The organism is Microbacterium sp. STN6 (genome assembly GCF_026410545.1).
Taxonomy (GTDB): Bacteria; Actinomycetota; Actinomycetes; order Actinomycetales; family Microbacteriaceae; genus Root112D2.
Genome location: NZ_JAPMIT010000002.1, coordinates 771,918 through 787,592 on the forward strand (window position 1 = coordinate 771,918; position 15,675 = coordinate 787,592).

Genomic DNA, 15,675 nt, shown 5'->3' on the forward strand with positions numbered 1-15,675 from the left:
GCGGTTAAGGTTGGAGGAGTGAACTCCCGTCGCTCCTGGCTGATCTTCTCGATCGGGGTGTTCGGCTATCTCGTCGCGGTGATGCAGCGCACCACCATCGGGGTCGCGGGTGTTGCGGCGACCGACCGGTTCCACAGTTCCGCATCGGTGCTCTCGACGCTGGCCGTGCTGCAGCTGGTGGTCTATGCGGCCATGCAGGTGCCGGTCGGCGTGCTCATCGACCGCATCGGGCCGCGCTGGCTCATGACCGTCGGTACCTCACTGATGGTCATCGGGCAGGTCACCGTGGCCGTCGCGCCGACCATCGGCATCGCCATTCTCGGCAGGATTCTGGTGGGCGCCGGAGACGCCACCGTGTTCACCTCGCTCATGCGTCTGACGAGCTCGTGGTTCTCGGGTCGTATTGTGCCTCAGCTCTCGCAGTGGATCGGCAACATCGGGCAGCTGGGCCAGGTGCTCTCGGCCGTGCCGTTCGCCATGCTGCTGCACGAGGCGGGATGGACGCCGGCCTTCCTCTCGGCGGCGGGGCTGTCGGTCGTGGCGCTGGCCGGGATCGTGCTGACCATCACCGATCGCCCCTCGGCATCCGTCGAAGGCCCCAGACCTGCGAGCTGGCGCGAGGCCATACGCCTGCTCGGCATCGCCCTGAAACGCCCCGGCACGCAGCTCGGCTTCTGGTCGCACTTCACCACGCAGTCATCCGGCACCGTGTTCAGTCTCATGTGGGGCTACCCGTTCATGGTCTACGCACTCGGTTACGCGCCGCAGGACGCGGCGTCGCTGCTCATCGTCATGGTTGCGGCCGGTGTGGTGATCGGACCCATCCTCGGCCTGCTGACGGCACGGTTCCCGCTGCGTCGCAGCAACCTGGTGCTCGGCGTGGTCGCGGTGATGGGCGTGGTGTGGGCCGTCGTCCTCGCCTGGCCGGGCATCCCGCCGTTCTGGCTCATCCTCGTGTTGCTGGTCGCGATGGGCATCGGCGGACCGGGCTCCCTCATCGGGTTCGACTACGCGCGCACGTTCAACCCGATGCACAGCCTGGGCTCGGCGAACGGAATCGTGAACGTCGGCGGATTCCTCGCGAGCTTCGTCATGATGTTCCTCATCGGCGCGGTGCTCGACACGGTGCACTCGCTGCATGTCGCCGGCGGGGGAGCGGACCGCCTCTACAGCTTCGACTCGTTCCGCATTGCGTTCCTCGTGGAGTTCGTCGTCATCGGGGTCGGCGTCATCGCCCTCGTGCGGGCCAGACGGCGAACCAGACGCCAGCTTTCTGACGACGAGGGAATTCTGGTTGGCCCTCTCTGGGTTGCACTGATGGGGAGTTGGCGCAGACGGCGCCGGTCGTGAGCCAGACGGCATCCGAACTCAAAGCATGCAATAATTAACGTTGGACCCGTTCATATCCTCTTGGGCTCGGCACGGCGCGATTGAATCCGCGTGCGGCCGCTGAGGACTTGACATGGGTCTTAGTAATGTCCGCAAACAACCTGAGCCAGGCATCGGCGACTCGTTACGAGACCACTTCCGCCCGGCACGAAAGGTTTTCCATGGCAACCCGAGCTACCACATCTGCACCGTCCGAGGAGGCTGAGACGACCACCGCCACGACGAAGACGAGCACCGCGAAGAAGGCGGCAGGCGCCGCGGCAGGCAAGACCGCCGCGAAGAAGACGGCGGCGCGCAAGCCTGCCGCGAAGAAGACGCCGGTGGCCGAGGCGGCCCCGAAGGGCCGTGGCAAGAACAAGAAGGGCGCTGCTGACGACGAGGCCGACGACGAGGTCGAGCTCGAAGAGGGTGCAGACGAGACGGAGACCGTCGACGAGACGGCCTCGGACGAGTCGGGCGACGACACCGACGACGACGCAGAGCAGCCCAAGGGCAAGAGTGCGGATGAGCCGCTGCCCACCGGTGCGCTCGTGCTGCGCGCCGTCGACGAAGACGACGACGTGCCCGTCTACTCGACCACCATCACCGGCGCCACGGCCGACCCCGTCAAGGACTACTTGAAGCAGATCGGCAAGGTCGCCCTGCTGAATGCGGCCGAAGAGGTCGAGCTGGCCATGCGCATCGAGGCGGGCCTGTTCGCCGAGGACAAGCTGGCCAACACGCCGAACATGACCAAGGAGCTGCAGCGCGAGCTGAAGTGGGTCGCCCGCGACGGCCAGCGCGCCAAGAGCCACCTGCTCGGCGCGAACCTGCGTCTCGTGGTCTCGCTGGCGAAGCGCTACACGGGGCGTGGCATGCAGTTCCTCGACCTCATCCAGGAGGGCAACCTGGGCCTGATCCGTGCCGTCGAGAAGTTCGACTACACGAAGGGCTTCAAGTTCTCCACCTACGCCACGTGGTGGATCCGCCAGGCGATTACTCGCGCCATGGCCGATCAGGCCCGCACCATCCGCATTCCCGTTCACATGGTCGAGGTGATCAACAAGCTCGCCCGCGTGCAGCGCCAGATGCTGCAGGACCTGGGCCGCGAGCCCACCCCGGAAGAGCTGAGCCGCGAACTCGACATGACGCCCGAGAAGGTCGTGGAGGTGCAGAAGTACGGCCGCGAGCCCATCTCGCTGCACACCCCGCTCGGCGAAGACGGCGACAGCGAGTTCGGTGACCTCATCGAGGACACCGAGGCGGTCGTACCAGCCGACGCCGTGGGCTTCACCATGCTGCAGAAGCAGCTGGAGAGCCTGCTCGACTCGCTCTCGGAGCGCGAGGCCGGCGTGATCCGCATGCGGTTCGGCCTCGGCGACGGCATGCCGAAGACGCTCGACCAGATCGGCGACACGTTCGGTGTGACCCGCGAGCGCATCCGCCAGATCGAGTCGAAGACCATGGCCAAGCTGCGTCACCCGTCCCGTTCGCAGTCTCTCCGGGACTACCTTGAGTAGGCCCGGCAGGGCACTGGTATTTCCCATCATCATCGGCCGCCTCGTGCGGCTGGTGACGCGGCTGCGCGGCGGCGGCTCGGCATTCCCCGGCTGGGTCGTGCGCAAGCTCCGCCCCCGCTTCATCAGCGAGGTCGTCGCGCAGTTGCCGCACGGCATCGTCGTGGTGCTCGGCTCGAACGGCAAGTCGACGACCACCAACATGGTCACCGGAATCATGCGGGCGCACGGCCTGCGCGTGTTCACCAACCCGTCGGGCGCCAACCTGCCGCAGGGCATCGCGTCGTCACTGCTCGCCGAGGCGTCGCTCACGGGCCGTCTCGCGGCGGACGTCGGCGTGATCGAGGTCGACGAGGCGTTCGGCCGGGTGATCTGCGACGAACTGCACCCGCACGCCGGCGTGATCCTGAACCTGCAGATCGACCAGATCTACCGGTTCTTCGAGCCCGAGCGCGTCGCGGGCATGTTCCGCGACATCGCGGCGACGATCAGCACCAGCATGGTGCTGAACAGGGACGACCAGTTCCTGCGCGGTCTCGGCCGCGAACTGGAGGCGGAGGGCCGCCTCGACGTCTCGTACTTCGGGGTTGCGGCCGACATCCTTGCCGCAGCCCCTCACGGTCTGGTCACGGCCACCGACTACGGAAATGAGACGACGGATGCCGCGGGCGTGCCCCCTGCGCACGTCGTCGCCGAGATCACGGCCCTCGCCGGGCGGGATGCGACGATCGCGACGCATGGCGCCGAGCATCCGCTTCGCATGCCCACCCGCGGCCTGCACTACGCGGTCGACACCGCGGCCGCGCTCAGCCTGAGCGAGAAGACGCTCGGCGGTGACTTCAGGCTCGATGTCGCTCTCGAGGCCCTGCAGTCGTCGAAGACGGTGTACGGGCGAGGCGAGATCCTGCCGCGCGACGACGCGCCCATCGAGATCCTGCTGCTCAAGAACCTCGCGAGCCTGCAGATGAACCTCGACTACCTCGAGCAGACGCCCGATTCCGTTCTGTTCGCGCTCGACGAGGGCAGCAAAGACCCGTCGTGGCTGTACGCGGCCGACTTCTCGAAGCTGCGTCATGTCGACGTGATCTCGGGGCCGAAGGCGTCGTTCATCGCGCTGCGCCTGGCGTACGCGGGCGTCACGTTCGACGTTGTCGAAGAGGACATCGAGAAGGCCGTGAAGCTCATGCTCGACAAGCCGGTGCCGCCGAGCGGCCAGCGCACCTTCATCCTCGATTACGACCAGATGATTTTGACGCGCCGGATGCTGGGCTATCGCGACCTCGAGGCGGGCGCAGCATGAGCGGCGCACTTCAGCTCGTCGAGCTCTACACGCGCCATCTCGCGATCAACGGCGACATGGGCAACACGCTCGTTCTCACCGAGCGCGCGCGCCTCGCCGGCATCGACGTGGAGGTGACCCGCTACAACCCGGGCGACGAGCTGCCCGAGCAGGTGGACCTGGTGACGATGGGATCAGGCCCGTCCTCTGCGCTGCGGGCCGTCGCCGACGATGTCGCCCGCATCGCCGGCACCGTTCGCGGCTGGGTCGACTCGAACGTGCCATTCCTGGCGATCGGCGGCGGCTACCAGCTCAGCGGCACGAGCATCACCGGCCTGGGCGCCGAGCCGATCGAAGGCCTCGGCGTCTTCGATGCCGTGACGGATGCCGCGGCCTCCCGCGCCGTCACGGCCTGTTTCGTCGTCGACAGCGACCTCGGCCGGCTCGTCGGCATCGAGAACCACGGCTCCGTCACCGCGCTGGGAGCGGGCGAACGGGCGCTCGGGCGCGCGGTCACCGGCCGTGGAAACGACGGAGGCGGCTTCGAGGGCGCCAGGGCGCACGAAGCGATCGGCACGCACATGCACGGCCCAATGCTCGCCATGAATCCCGCGGTCGCCGACCACATGCTGAGCGTGGCCGCCGCCGCACACGGCCTCGAGTACGTCACGAACGACGCGCACGCACGACTCGACACGCTCGCCGCCGCGACGCGCGCCCACCTCGACCCGTCCGGCGCGGTCGCCCGGGCCCGTGGCGAGGCCTGAGGCTCAGCCCGGGGCGGCGTCCCCGGGCGAGAGCGGGGGCAGGGAGGCGTTCGTCGACACGCGTGCCATCGCGCGCAACCTCCTGACGCTGCGCGAGGCCGCCGGGATGCCGCGCGTTCTCGCCGTCGTCACCGGCGACGCGTTCGGACACGGTGCCGTGCCGGTGGCCCTGGCGGCGCTGGAGGCGGGGGCCGAGGCGCTCGTGGTTGCGCGGCTCGCCGAGGCCGAGCCGCTGCGCATGGCCGGCATCACCGCCCCGATCGTCACCTGGCAGCACGCTGCGGATGAGGACTTCGTCGAGGCGGTGCGGCTGGACGTCACGCCCGCCGTGAACTCGGTTGCGCTCGCGCGCGCCGCGGCCGCCGCCGGCGTGCGCGCGGTCCAGCTGGTCCCGGAGATCGGGGGAGAGCAGCTGGGCATCCCCGACGACGCGTGGCCGTCACTGTGTGCCGAGCTCGCCGAGCGCGAGCACGCCGGGGGCCCGAGCGTCACGGGAATCATGGCGACCGTCCCCGAGCGTGACGACGCCGCGTTCGCCCGCATCGACGCGGCAGTCGCCCGCGCTCGCGAAACCGGCCTCCGCCCGGAGCTGGTGCACGTGTGCGAGTACGAGCCCGCTCGCGGGCTCGAGCACGACGCGGCATCGGCGGTCCGTCTGGGCGCTGCGCTGTACGGGCTGAGCGCATACGAGGCGCACGTCGGCCGGCATGCGGCCGCGCATCCGCTTCATGACGTCGCGGCGCTAGAACCCGCGCTCACCCTGACTGCGCCGGTGCTCGGGCTGAAGCACGCGCCAGCGGGTGTGGGCGTCTCATACGGCTACACGCACGTCACCGAGCGGCCGACGACGCTTGCGCTCGTGCCGCTTGGCTACGGCGACGGCATTCCCCGGCGCAGCGGCAACCACACAAGGGCGGGCATCGGAGGCGTCAACAGCCCGATCATCGGCAGGGTCGCCATGGACGCGCTTGTCGTCGACGCCGGAGCAGCCGCCGAGGCCGGCTCTGCCACGGTGAGCATCGGCGAGCCTGCGCAGCTGATCGGCTCGCCCGACGCCGGCGCGTGGAGCGCGGAAGACTGGGCGGCGGCACTTCAGACCAGCTCGCTCGACATCGTGGCCCGGCTCACGACGCGTGTGCGCAGGGTCATCGCATGAGCGGCCTCACGGCGGCCGCTCTGACGACCGCACACATCGATCTCGGCGCCCTGCAGCACAACATCGGAGTGCTGCGCGAACGCGCGGCACCAGCCGACTTCATGATCGTGCTGAAGGCGGATGCGTACGGCCACGGCGCGGTGCCCGTTGCGCAGGCGGCCGCGGCCTGCGGGGTGCGCAACTTCGGTGCACTCGACATCCCCAACGCACTCACGGTGCTGGCGGCGGGGCTGCCGAGCGACAGCGCCGTACTCGCCTGGCTGCACATGCCGTCCCAGGACTTCACCGAGGCCGTGGACGCCGGCATCGAGCTCACGGCGTCGACGGTGGCCGAACTCGACCGCATCGCCGGCTCGCGCTCATCGCGTGTTCCCGTGGTGCAGTTCAAGATCGATACGGGGCTCAACCGCAATGGGGCGACGGCCGAGACCTGGCCAGCGCTGATGAGCCGGGCGGCCGTGCTGGAGGCGGCAGGCCGCATCCGTGTCAAAGGAGTCTGGACGCACATCGCCGAGGCATCGGAAGATGAAGACACGCTCGCGATGCGTCGCTTCGACGACGCGATCGCGGTGGCAGCAACGCACGGGGTCCACTTCTCGGTGCGCCACCTGGCGGCGAGCTCGGCGGCGTTCCGTCGGGCCGACGTGCGCTACGACATGGTACGCATCGGCGGCCACTGCTGGGGCATTCCTTCGTTCGACGGCGTGACGCCGGCCGACATGGGGCTGATCCCCGTGATGACCCTTGTCAGTCGTGTCACCGCGGTGGCGGAGCGAGCCAGCGGTGTGCGGCTGGCCGAGATTGCGGCCGGCTTCCTCGACGGGATTCCGCGAGAGTCACGAGGGCGGGTGTCCGTGGCCATTCGCGGTCGCCGCGTCGGCCTCGATCGCGAGATCGGCCACAGCTCGACGCTCGTCGAGGTCACGGGCAGTGACATTGCGGTCGGCGATGAGGTGTACCTGTTCGGCACGGGGGAGCACAGCGAGCAGACCGTGCGCGAGTGGGGCGACCGCACGGGCACCCTCGGCGACGAGATCGTCAGCCGGGTCGGTGCGCGCGTGCCGCGCATCTACTCAGGCACGAACTGACCCAGCCGCGAACTGACGTGGCCGCTACAGAGCACGGCGCGAACCGGGCCAAGCCCGAATAGGGCTACGCGCGCTGTTCCTCGAACAGTCGAGCGGTCTCGTCGTGCCAGCTGGTTGCGATGGCCGAGAGCTTCTCCTGGTGCTTCTTGGCGTGGTGCGCGCAGAACAGAAGCTCGCTGTCGTTGACGACGGCTCGCACGTAGGCCTGGGCTCCGCACGCGTCGCAGCGGTCTGCAGCCGTCAGCTGCTGCTCGGTGGGGAACTCGTCGACGGCATCGTTCCTGGCGGTAATCGTTGACATGAGTCCTCCTCCTAAATGCTCGATCAACCGGTGCGGTTACCTTCAGTCAAGCACGTTCCGGCCCTGCGTACGTGCGAACGGCCGCCTTTTTCGCTGTACGCGTAGCAATGCGTCGGCACCTCCCCCCGACCGGGTGTCGGTAGCCGGGGCGAGTCGTTGAGCCAACTACGCTTGAGAGGCGTCACGGGCGCGTCCCCGTCCCGCGCCGAACCGACGTGAAGGAGAATCAGTGGCCAGCTCGGACTATTCAGCTCGGCATCTGTCCGTACTCGAAGGTCTGGAGGCCGTGCGAAAGCGGCCCGGCATGTACATCGGCTCCACCGACTCCCGCGGCCTCATGCACTGCCTGTGGGAGATCATCGACAACTCGGTCGATGAGGCTCTCGGCGGGTACGGCACCAACATCGACGTGGTGCTGCATGAGGACGGCAGCGTCGAGGTGCGGGACACGGCCCGCGGCATCCCTGTCGATGCCGAACCCAAGACCGGTCTCAGCGGTGTCGAGGTCGTCTTCACCAAGCTCCACGCCGGCGGCAAGTTCGGCAGCGGCTCGTACTCATCATCCGGTGGCCTGCACGGCGTCGGCGCCTCCGTCGTCAACGCGCTCTCGGAGCGGCTCGACGTCGAGGTCGATCGTGACGGCAAGACGTGGGCCATGTCGTTTCATCGGGGCGAGCCCGGCGTCTTCACCGACACCGGCGAGCCGAGCCCGGACGCGCCGTTCACACCCTTCGAGAAGAAGAGTGAATTGCGCGTGGTCGGCAAGACGAAGAAGGGTGTGACCGGCACGCGCGTGCGCTACTGGGCCGACCGCCAGATCTTCACCAAGGGCGCCGAGTTCCAGCTCGAGGATCTGCTCGGCCGGGCGCGACAGACCGCCTTCCTTGTTCCAGGGTTGCGGCTGAAGATCAGCGACCAGCGCACGGGCGAGCACGGCGTGACCGAATTCGGCTACGACGGCGGCATCTCGGAGTTCGTCGATTTTCTCGCGCCAGACACGGCCATCACCGACACGTGGCGCCTGAATGGCGAGGGCGAGTTCACCGAGACAGTGCCCGTTCTCTCGCCCACCGGCGCCATGGTGCCGACCGAGCTGAGCAGGCGCTGCGAGGTCGACATCGCACTGCGCTGGGGCACGGGGTATGACACCGTCATGCGCAGCTTCGTCAACATCATCGCCACGCCGAAGGGCGGCAGCCACCAGGCCGGGTTCGACGCCGGCCTCGTCAAGTTCCTGCGCAAGCAGGTCGAGGCGAACGCCCGGCGACTGAAGGCGGGAAGCGACAAGCTCGAGAAGGACGACATCTTCGCCGGCCTCACCGCGGTGCTCACGGTGCGGCTCCCGGAGCCGCAGTTCGAGGGCCAGACCAAGGAGGTGCTCGGCACCCCGGCCGTGCGTGCGATCGTCTCCCAGGTCGTGGCGAAGGCCATGGGAGAGCGATTCGCCTCGAGCAAGCGCGACGACAAGACGCAGTCGGCCCTCGTGCTCGACAAGGTCGTCGCTGAAATGAAGTCCCGCATCTCGGCGAGAGCCCACAAGGAGACGCAGCGGCGCAAGAACGCGCTCGAGACATCGTCGCTGCCGCCGAAGCTCGTCGACTGCCGCTCCAGCGACGTCGGCAACAGTGAGCTTTTCATCGTCGAGGGGGACTCGGCACTCGGCACGGCCAGGCGTGCGCGCGACAGCGAGCACCAGGCGCTGCTGCCGATCCGCGGCAAGATCCTCAACGTACAGAAGGCGTCGGTCTCCGACATGCTCGGAAACGCGGAGTGCGCCTCCATCATCCAGGTGATCGGCGCGGGCAGCGGGCGAAGTTTCGACATCACCCAGGCGCGCTACGGCAAGATCATCATCATGAGCGACGCCGATGTCGACGGCGCGCACATCCGCATCCTTCTTCTCACCCTGTTCTTCCGCTACATGCGGCCCATGATCGAGGAGGGGCGGGTGTTCGCCGCGGTTCCGCCGCTGCACCGCGTGGTCGTTGTGAACCCGGGCACGAAGCCGAACGAGACGATTTACACGTACTCCGAGGCCGAACTGAACGCCGTGCTGGCCGGGCTCAAGAAGTCGGGTCGGCGCTACCAGGAGCCGATCCAGCGCTACAAGGGCCTCGGCGAGATGGATGCGGACCAGTTGGCGGCGACCACGATGGACCGCCGTCACCGAACCCTGCGCCGCGTGCGCGTCTCCGACGCCGAGCAGGCCATGAACGTGTTCGAACTGCTCATGGGAAACGACGTTGCCCCGCGCAAGGAGTTCCTGGTGCAGAGCTCAGACCAGCTGAGCCGAGAGCGCATCGACGCATAGAGTCGCCCATCGCGGCACTCGCGGTCAGTCCAGCGCGGGGACGGCCACTCCCACCGCGCCGACGACCGCGTCGAGAGGCTGACCGGATGCGTCGCGCCGCGCGCCGCCCTCCGGCAGCGCCCGGCCGGCGCCGTCCGGCGCCACCGCGAGCGGAGGAATCGGCCCGACCCAGGCGAGCTGAAGGTGGTCTTCTCCCTTCAGGAAGCGCTGCGCACGAACGCCGCCCGTCGCCCGCCCCTTGGCGGGGAATTCGCTGAAGTCGCTCACCTTCGCGCTGCCCGGATCGGTGCCCTCGAGGGTCTGACTCCCTGCTGCGATGCTGACGACGCACGTCGAGTCAGCCGACGACGCGGGCACTCGGCCGAAGAACACCGCGCGGGCACCGGCGGAGAGCTTCATGCCGGCCATGCCGCCAGCGGCGCGGCCCTGAGGGCGCACCGAGGAAGCCGCGAAGCGCAGAAGCTGCGCATCCGACGACACGAACACGAGCTCGTCGTCGTCGCGCCCCTCGGCGGCGCCGACAACCTCGTCGCCCGGCTTGAGCGAGATGATCTCGAACTCGGGCCTGTTGGCCCAGTCGCCGGGGGTGACGCGCTTGACCACGCCGGCGGCGGTGCCGAGCACGATCGGGGCTTCCGCCGTGAGCGAGACGACCGCGAGCACCTTCTCAGCGCGATCGGCGAGCCCGACGTAATCGGCGACCCGCACGCCGGCACCCAGCTGCACTGAGTTTGCCGGCATGACCGGCAGATCGACAGGGGAGAAGCGCAACAGCCGGCCGCGAGACGTGATGGCGCCGATCTCGGTGCGGCTCGTCGTGGTCAGCGCGCTGCGCACCGCGTCGTGCTTGCTGCGCCTGCCCGGGGTCGCGATCGACTGCAGCGCGCCGGACTCGTCGCGCAGCAGGTCGACGCGTGCGATGCGACCCGTGGCGCTCAGGAACACGCGGCACGGCGCGTCCGCGACCTCGAGCGCCGGTTGGCCCTTCGCGCTGCCGAGCTGTGCGATCGAGGGCTTCGCCTCGGTCAGGAGTGTACGTCGCGGCGTGCCGTACTTCTCGGCGACCGCGAGCAGCTCGTCGGAGACGGCTTCGCGAATGCGGGCCTCGCTCGCCAGCAGGGCGGTCAGCTCCTCGATCTGCGTGCGAAGCGCGTCACGCTCCGCCTCGAGCTCGATGCGTTCGAAACGGGTCAGGCGCCTCAGTCGAAGCTCGAGGATGTACTCGGCCTGCACCCGGGAGAGGTCGAACACCTCGATCAGGCGTGTTCTCGCCTGATCCGTGTCGTCGCTCGAGCGGATCACCTGAATGACCTCGTCGATGTCGAGGATGGCGACGAGCAGCCCCTCGACGAGGTGCAGGCGCTCCTTCTTCCGCTCGAGCCGGTAGCGCGAGCGACGCGTCACGACCTGAATGCGGTGGTCGACGTAGACCTGCAGCAGCTGCTTCAGCCCCAGTGTCTGCGGCCCGCCCTCGACAAGGGCGACGTTGTTGATGCTGAAGCCGTCTTCGAGGGGGGTGTAGCGATACAGCTGTTCGAGCACGGCCTGCGGGCTGAACCCCGTCTTGATGCCGATCACGAGCCTGAGGCCCCGCGTCATGTCGCTCAGATCGGTGACGTCGGCGATCCCGCTGAGCTTCTTCGACGTGACGCCGTCCTTGATCTTCTCGATCACCTTCTCCGGGCCGACCATGTATGGCAGCTCGGTGACGATCAGCCCGCTTTTTCGCGCCGTGATCGGCTCGATCGCCACCTTCGCGCGCGTCTTGAAGCTGCCGCGCCCGCTCTCGTAGGCGTCGCGCACACCAGAGAGACCCACGATCGTTCCGCCGGAGGGCAGATCGGGGCCCGGCACGTACTCCATGAGTTCGTCGAGGCTCGCGTCGGGGTGCACGATGAGGTGCCTGGCAGCGCCGACGACCTCGATCAGGTTGTGCGGCGCCATGTTCGTGGCCATGCCCACCGCGATGCCGCTGGCACCGTTCACGAGCAGGTTCGGAAACGCGGAGGGCAGAACCTCCGGCTGGGTGAGCTGGTTGTCGTAGTTCGGGACGAAATCGACGACGTCTTCGCCCAGGTCTTCCGTCATGGCGAGCGACGGTGCGGCGAGCCGCGCCTCGGTGTAGCGGGCAGCGGCGGGGCCGTCGTCGAGCGAACCGAAGTTGCCGTGGCCGTCGATGAGGGGCACACGCAGCGTGAAGTCCTGCGCCATGCGAACGAGCGCATCGTAGATGGCGCTGTCGCCGTGCGGGTGCAGCTTGCCCATCACCTCACCTGTGACACGCGCCGACTTCACGTGGCCACGGTCGGGGCGCAGGCCCATCTCGCTCATCTGGTAGAGGATGCGCCGCTGAACCGGCTTCAGGCCGTCGCGCGCGTCCGGCAGCGCCCGCGAATAGATGACCGAGTACGCGTATTCGAGGAACGAGCCCTGCATCTCGGCCGTGACATCGACGTCTTCGATGCGTTCGGTGGGCGGCAGTGAGGTGCTTTCGTCTTTCGGCATATGGGCATTCTGTGCGGCACTGGGGTGCGGACGGGTTCGGCTGAAGGGGTCGGGCGCGCGGCCTGTGGCAGACTGTGCCCGATGGATCCCATGCTACCGGCGGCGTATGGCGGCCCCGTGAGCCTTGCCGATGTTCTGCCAAGTTGCCTCGCGGCCATCGAGCATGAGCCGAACGCACTGGCACTGAGCGGGATCGACCGCGCCATCGTGGTGCTCGTCGACGGGCTCGGCGCATCCGCGCTGCGTGCCCGCGCCGGCCACGCCCGCTTCCTCAGCCCTCGCCTTGGCCGCGCCTCGACGATGACGAGCGGGTTCCCCACGACGACGGCGGCGGGCATCGCGAGCCTCACGACGGGTGCCAGGCCGGGCGCGCACGGGCTTGTCGGCTACCGGGTGCGGGACATCGCTCGGGACCGCATCGTCAACCAGCTGTCGGGGTGGGATGCCGACATGGTGCCGGAGGTCTGGCAGCGTCGCGAGACGGTCTTCGAGACGGCGCGCGGTCGCGGGGTGCCGACGTTCGCGATCGGTCAGACGCGCTACCGCGATTCCGGCTTCACCCGCGCGGTGCTGCGCGGTGCCGAATACGTCGGCGCCGACCGCATGGGGGCCCGGTTCACGCAGGCCCGGCGCGTTCTCGCGCTCGGCGGCCGCTCGCTCACCTACCTCTACGTGCAGGAGCTCGACGTCGCCGGGCACGCCAGTGGATGCGAATCGGATGCGTGGCTCACTGCACTCGAGACGCTCGACGCCGAGCTGGCCGCCCTCGAGGCCGGGCTTCGGCCGGGTGAGGCCGTCATCGTCACGGCCGACCACGGCGTTCTCGATGTGCCCGCGCACGCGCATGTGCTGTTCGATGCCGTGCCCGAGCTGATCGACGGAGTGCGCCACGTCGGCGGAGAGCCCCGCTGCCTTCAGCTCTACCTCGAGCCGTCGGCCACGGCGAGCGATGCAGCCGGGCTGACCGCCGCCTGGCGCGAGCACGAGGGCGACAACGCCTGGATCGCCACGCGGGACGAGGCCATCGCCGCCGGCTGGTTCGGCGAGAGCGTCGACGCCGAGGTACGGCCGCGCATCGGCGACGTGCTGGTCGCCGCGCGCCGCCGCGTGGCCTATTACGACTCCCGAGCGGATGCGACCAGCCGCCGCATGGTCGGCCAGCACGGCTCTCTCACGCCAGAAGAGACTCGCGTGCCCCTGATCCGCCTCGGCGCCGCCGCCCGCTGAGTGCCCGGGCCCACGCCCTTACGCCGGGTCGTCGTCCGTGCGCGCCCCGAATACGATCTCGTCCCAGCTCGGCATCGATGCGCGGCCCTTTCGACGCCCCGACGATGCGGGGTGCTGGGCCGGCTGCGCCTGAGCGGGCGATGGACCCGCGCCCGGTGCCGATCCGGCGCCCGACGCGGCGCCACCCGCGACCTCGTCGTGCGTGTCGAACGTGTCGAGCGGCACGTCGACGAGTCGAGGCGTCTGGCTGCGATCCACGGTGTCGTCAGCAGCATCCGCGTCGGAATACGACGCCGCCTCTCGCTCCCCGCGTCTCTTCCGCAGAGCCTCGAGCAGGTCTGCCGTCTGGTGGTTCTCGCCCTGTCCGTCGTCCGTCGAGCGCTTGATCGCCGTGACGGCGATGGAGTTACTGGCGACCTGGCCAGGCCGGCTCGACGCGATCTTCTCGAGAATCGGCCCGCTGCGGTGAGTGTCGTCTCCGCCCTCGACGAACGTGAAGGCGCCGCTGTCGAAGCGCGAGTCGTCCGGCTCGCTCGGGCGGGGCGTGACGACGCGCAGGCGCGGGATCAGCCCACCCTGCAACTCGCCCTGCTGGGAGAGCGTGGTGGCCTCGGAGTTCGCGGGAGTCAGCGCATGCCCACGCGGGTCGTACGACCATCTCGCGTCGTGGTCGATCTCGTCGACCGTGAAGGCCAGCTTCACGATCCAGCCGCCCTCCTGCTCCTTCCAGCTGGCCCAGCGTTCCCCGCTGGCGGCGAGCGAGGCGAGCCGTTCGCGGATCACCTCGCCGAACGTCGCCTGTTCGCCGAGGGGGTCGACATCCGCGCTCGCGCGCACTGGCACGCTGAGCGCCGACGCGACGATGTGCTCCCGCTCGGCCAGAATGGGGCCCTCGTATCGGGCAATGTACTCGAGGTCGGCACCGGTGAGGCTTGCGACATCGGCCGCCGACATGCCGGAGCGGATGTACGCCTGCACTTCGCGCGGCGACAGCTTGGGCGCGCCCGTGCCGCTCTCGGACCTGCTCTGGCGCAGCCGCGATTGCAAAACCTCGTCGATGGCGATGCGATAGCGCTCACCGTCGTCGCTCGCCGCGAGTATGGCGCCGTTCTCGACCCCGATGACCGTCAATTCCTGCATGCTCGACACGCCTCCGCCGCTGCTTCCCGTACGAGGCAAGAGTCTCATGAGACGCCCGGTTTCGCGGGGAATACTGTGGGCGCGTCACAAGTTGACGTGCGCAGGCGATGGTGAGCGATTGAGGCCGCCGAAGCCGCCGCGAATGAATGGTTTGCTATTCGTCGCGGATTGATGCAAACTATGGCCGCCGATCGCGAAGAATCGGCAGCCGGACGAGAAGTGGATGGGCATGGCAACCGATTACGACGCACCGCGTAAGACCGACGACGACTCTGAGTCGATCGAGGCGCTGAAGGAGCGGGTTCCGGACAAGATGTCCGGTGTAGTCGACGTCGACGACGCGGACAATCCCGGTGGCTACGAGCTGCCGGGCAGCGACCTCTCCGACCTCGATCTCGACGTCGTCGTTCTTCCGCCTCAGGCGGACGAGTTCACGTGCGTGAGTTGCTTCCTGGTGAAGCACCGCTCGCAGATCGACCACGAGTCCAAGCTCGGGCCGATCTGCCACGAGTGCGCAGCCTAAAGGCGCTGCTGCACCCGACGACGCCCCTCATCGAGAGCCCGGACCAACTTGTCCGGGCTTCTTGATGAGATGAGCCAGTACGGCGCGGGATCTTCCGCGTCGAGCACCTCGACCTTCACGACGGGCTTGACCCAACCCCGGATCAGCAGCCAGGCACGCGCGTCGAGCAGTCTGCCTCGTTCGAGGACGGCGTGCTCGCCGTCGAACCCCGTCGCCTCGCCGACGAATTCGAGGCCGATGTGTGCCCGCCCCGCACGGAGTTCCCGCTCCGTGACCTCGATGACGGGAGACGAGGCGATGAGCATGGCAACGATGCCGCCGTACAGCACGAGCGCCGTGATGATGCCCACGATCTGGTTGATCGGCAGAAAGACGAGCAGGCACGCCGGAATGACTAATGCGGTTGCGATGTACAGCCACGGGGCGGCCCACAGCCGCTCTCGATACAGGTCCATACTCCCTATTCGATCAGAATTCTGCACTACCCTCGACA

The 15,675-nt window shown here is 68.5% G+C and carries 13 protein-coding genes; 9 read left to right on the forward strand and 4 right to left on the reverse strand.

Annotated features, from left to right (window positions below):
* Positions 1 to 18 precede the first annotated feature (18 nt).
* The 6 genes from OSC27_RS09080 (at position 19) to OSC27_RS09105 (ending at position 7,175) form a co-directional block, all read left to right on the forward strand.
* A complete protein-coding gene (locus tag OSC27_RS09080; protein ID WP_267181112.1) occupies positions 19 to 1,350 on the forward strand; it encodes an MFS transporter in 1,332 nt (443 codons plus the stop codon).
* Between the two features lie 200 nt (positions 1,351 to 1,550).
* Complete coding sequence (locus OSC27_RS09085) at positions 1,551 to 2,888, forward strand: RNA polymerase sigma factor (protein WP_267181113.1); 1,338 nt, start codon at positions 1,551 to 1,553, stop codon at positions 2,886 to 2,888.
* Positions 2,881 to 4,185 carry a MurT ligase domain-containing protein gene (locus tag OSC27_RS09090; RefSeq protein ID WP_267181114.1) on the forward strand — a complete coding sequence of 435 codons (1,305 nt, stop codon included), beginning with the start codon at positions 2,881 to 2,883 and terminating at the stop codon, positions 4,183 to 4,185. The genes OSC27_RS09085 and OSC27_RS09090 overlap by 8 nt, the downstream gene beginning before the upstream one ends.
* Positions 4,182 to 4,931, forward strand: coding sequence for a type 1 glutamine amidotransferase (locus OSC27_RS09095; protein ID WP_267181115.1), 750 nt, complete (start codon positions 4,182 to 4,184; stop codon positions 4,929 to 4,931). Before OSC27_RS09090 ends, OSC27_RS09095 begins: the two co-directional genes overlap by 4 nt.
* A complete protein-coding gene (gene alr / locus OSC27_RS09100) occupies positions 4,918 to 6,087 on the forward strand; it encodes an alanine racemase (RefSeq protein WP_267181116.1) in 1,170 nt (389 codons plus the stop codon). The genes OSC27_RS09095 and alr overlap by 14 nt, the downstream gene beginning before the upstream one ends.
* Positions 6,084 to 7,175 carry an alanine racemase gene (locus OSC27_RS09105; protein WP_267181117.1) on the forward strand — a complete coding sequence of 364 codons (1,092 nt, stop codon included), beginning with the start codon at positions 6,084 to 6,086 and terminating at the stop codon, positions 7,173 to 7,175. The genes alr and OSC27_RS09105 overlap by 4 nt, the downstream gene beginning before the upstream one ends.
* A gap of 64 nt (positions 7,176 to 7,239) precedes the next feature.
* Here OSC27_RS09105 and OSC27_RS09110 read toward each other — a convergent pair whose 3' ends face one another.
* Positions 7,240 to 7,476 (reverse strand): hypothetical protein, encoded by a 237-nt coding sequence (locus OSC27_RS09110; protein WP_267181118.1) that lies wholly within the window; start codon positions 7,474 to 7,476, stop codon positions 7,240 to 7,242.
* Positions 7,477 to 7,705: 229 nt separating this feature from the next.
* Here OSC27_RS09110 and OSC27_RS09115 point away from each other — a divergent pair, with 229 nt between their 5' ends.
* The gene (locus OSC27_RS09115) at positions 7,706 to 9,787 is read left to right on the forward strand and encodes a DNA gyrase/topoisomerase IV subunit B (RefSeq protein ID WP_267181120.1); all 2,082 of its coding nucleotides are present in this window, start codon (positions 7,706 to 7,708) and stop codon (positions 9,785 to 9,787) included.
* 24 nt (positions 9,788 to 9,811) lie between these two features.
* Here the strand turns inward: OSC27_RS09115 and OSC27_RS09120 are convergent, their stop codons facing one another.
* The gene (locus tag OSC27_RS09120; RefSeq protein ID WP_267181121.1) at positions 9,812 to 12,292 is read right to left on the reverse strand and encodes a DNA gyrase/topoisomerase IV subunit A; all 2,481 of its coding nucleotides are present in this window, start codon (positions 12,290 to 12,292) and stop codon (positions 9,812 to 9,814) included.
* 81 nt (positions 12,293 to 12,373) lie between these two features.
* Between OSC27_RS09120 and OSC27_RS09125 the strand changes: the two genes are divergently transcribed.
* Positions 12,374 to 13,519, forward strand: a complete 1,146-nt coding sequence (locus tag OSC27_RS09125) for an alkaline phosphatase family protein (protein ID WP_267181122.1) — start codon at positions 12,374 to 12,376, stop codon at positions 13,517 to 13,519.
* 18 nt (positions 13,520 to 13,537) lie between these two features.
* On the opposite strand, the gene sepH is transcribed toward OSC27_RS09125, so the two are convergent.
* The gene (sepH, locus tag OSC27_RS09130) at positions 13,538 to 14,659 is read right to left on the reverse strand and encodes a septation protein SepH (protein ID WP_267181123.1); all 1,122 of its coding nucleotides are present in this window, start codon (positions 14,657 to 14,659) and stop codon (positions 13,538 to 13,540) included.
* Between the two features lie 229 nt (positions 14,660 to 14,888).
* On the opposite strand from sepH, the gene OSC27_RS09135 reads away from it, so the two are divergent.
* The gene (locus OSC27_RS09135; protein ID WP_267181124.1) at positions 14,889 to 15,182 is read left to right on the forward strand and encodes a DUF4193 domain-containing protein; all 294 of its coding nucleotides are present in this window, start codon (positions 14,889 to 14,891) and stop codon (positions 15,180 to 15,182) included.
* Here OSC27_RS09135 and OSC27_RS09140 read toward each other — a convergent pair.
* Positions 15,179 to 15,637, reverse strand: a complete 459-nt coding sequence (locus tag OSC27_RS09140) for a DUF3093 domain-containing protein (RefSeq protein WP_267181125.1) — start codon at positions 15,635 to 15,637, stop codon at positions 15,179 to 15,181. The genes OSC27_RS09135 and OSC27_RS09140 overlap by 4 nt on opposite strands.
* Positions 15,638 to 15,675: the final 38 nt, after the last annotated feature.